The organism is Flavobacterium bomense (assembly GCF_003970355.1).
In genome coordinates, this window is the sequence record NZ_RYDJ01000135.1 from 1 (window position 1) to 1,308 (window position 1,308).

General features: G+C 32.6%; 2 protein-coding genes. Both read right to left on the minus strand.

Translation table 11 applies throughout. The annotated features are described in order from the left end of the window. A partial coding sequence (locus EKL98_RS16175) for a glycosyltransferase (protein ID WP_126563162.1) occupies positions 1-997 on the minus strand: 997 nt, incomplete at its 3' end. Between the two features lie 137 nt (positions 998-1,134). Next, the gene (locus tag EKL98_RS18640; RefSeq protein ID WP_235893007.1) at positions 1,135-1,275 is read right to left on the minus strand and encodes a hypothetical protein; all 141 of its coding nucleotides are present in this window, start codon (positions 1,273-1,275) and stop codon (positions 1,135-1,137) included. Positions 1,276-1,308: the final 33 nt, after the last annotated feature.

Consider the following 1,308-nt stretch of genomic DNA (forward strand, 5'->3'; position numbering starts at 1 on the left):
TTTCTATTTCCTTTAGATCTTCAATTCGAAAATCGTCTTGTTTTGCATAAGGAACAAGCCCTTCCTCTTTTAATTTTTTTGCCACATATTCTTGTTCATACTGACCAGGAGTTGGTATAAAAAAAACCTTTTTCTCCAGTTTTACTAAATCCATAATGGTGGTATAGCCCGAGCGACATAAAACCGTTTCACTTTCGTTAAAAGTTTGTTCGAGTTGACGGCTATTCATAAAATTATAATAAGTAACATTTTCTACTTGTTCCTTTTTTTGGTCTTTTTCGATAATGCCTTTTACAAAAACTACATCCCCTTTATAACCAAGAATTTCAACTTTTAATTTATCTTCCAACAATCCGCGTTGAGGCTCAGGACCCGAAAGTATAATCATTAAATCATATAATTTTGGAGTTTCTTTTTTATGCATTCGGCTCAATGGACCAATGTATTTCAGATTGAAATCAGGATTTTCAATATGACCCAATTTACCGGTTAAATTTGGAATTCCTTCTAGATCAGGAACCCAACATTCATTATGCTTTTTTATAATTTGTTGATGCAATATACTGGTGAACCAAGTCGTAGTTCCAGTCATTACATTCAATTGATGTGTCAAATAAACCGACGGTATCTTTTTGCTAAAAACACCCAACCTATTGTCCGAAATAATGCCATCTATATCATATTTTTTGATCCATTTTCTAACTTTTTTTTCCTCTTTCCAAATGGCTTTAATCATTTCAGGAAAGTTTTTCAATAATTTCCATTTAAAGTTTTTACCGTTCTTTGCATATTCAATTTTGTATGAAGGCAATTTAAGTGTCTGAACATAGGGAAACTCCTTTTGCAACAACTCAAGTGCAATCCCATCCGAAGCGATAATCGGAATATAATTATTTTCCTGTAATGCTTTAATGATTGGAATACAACGTGTTGCGTGACCCAAACCCCAGTTTAGCGGAGCAATCAAAATAGTTTTGTTGGCGGTATTGAAACTCATTTATTTATATCAAATTAAGAGCGAAAGGTATGAAATCGAAAGTGATTTCTATTTTGAAAGTATTACTATACTGTTAAGTTAAGGTATAAAAAAACTGTCCAAAAAATAATTTCTGGACAGTTTTTTTTTGGAGAATATTAGTCTTGAATATAGGTTTTATTTCCGTTTTTGTTGATGTAATATTTCCCGCCTCTTGGGCCAGTATATACTTTTTTTCCATTGTATTCACCAGTAACTTTGTCTGGAGTTTTTGGCGCTTTTTCGTTAGATTCTTTCAATGCAGGCTCTTTCTTTTTAGAAGTGCCTTTCGT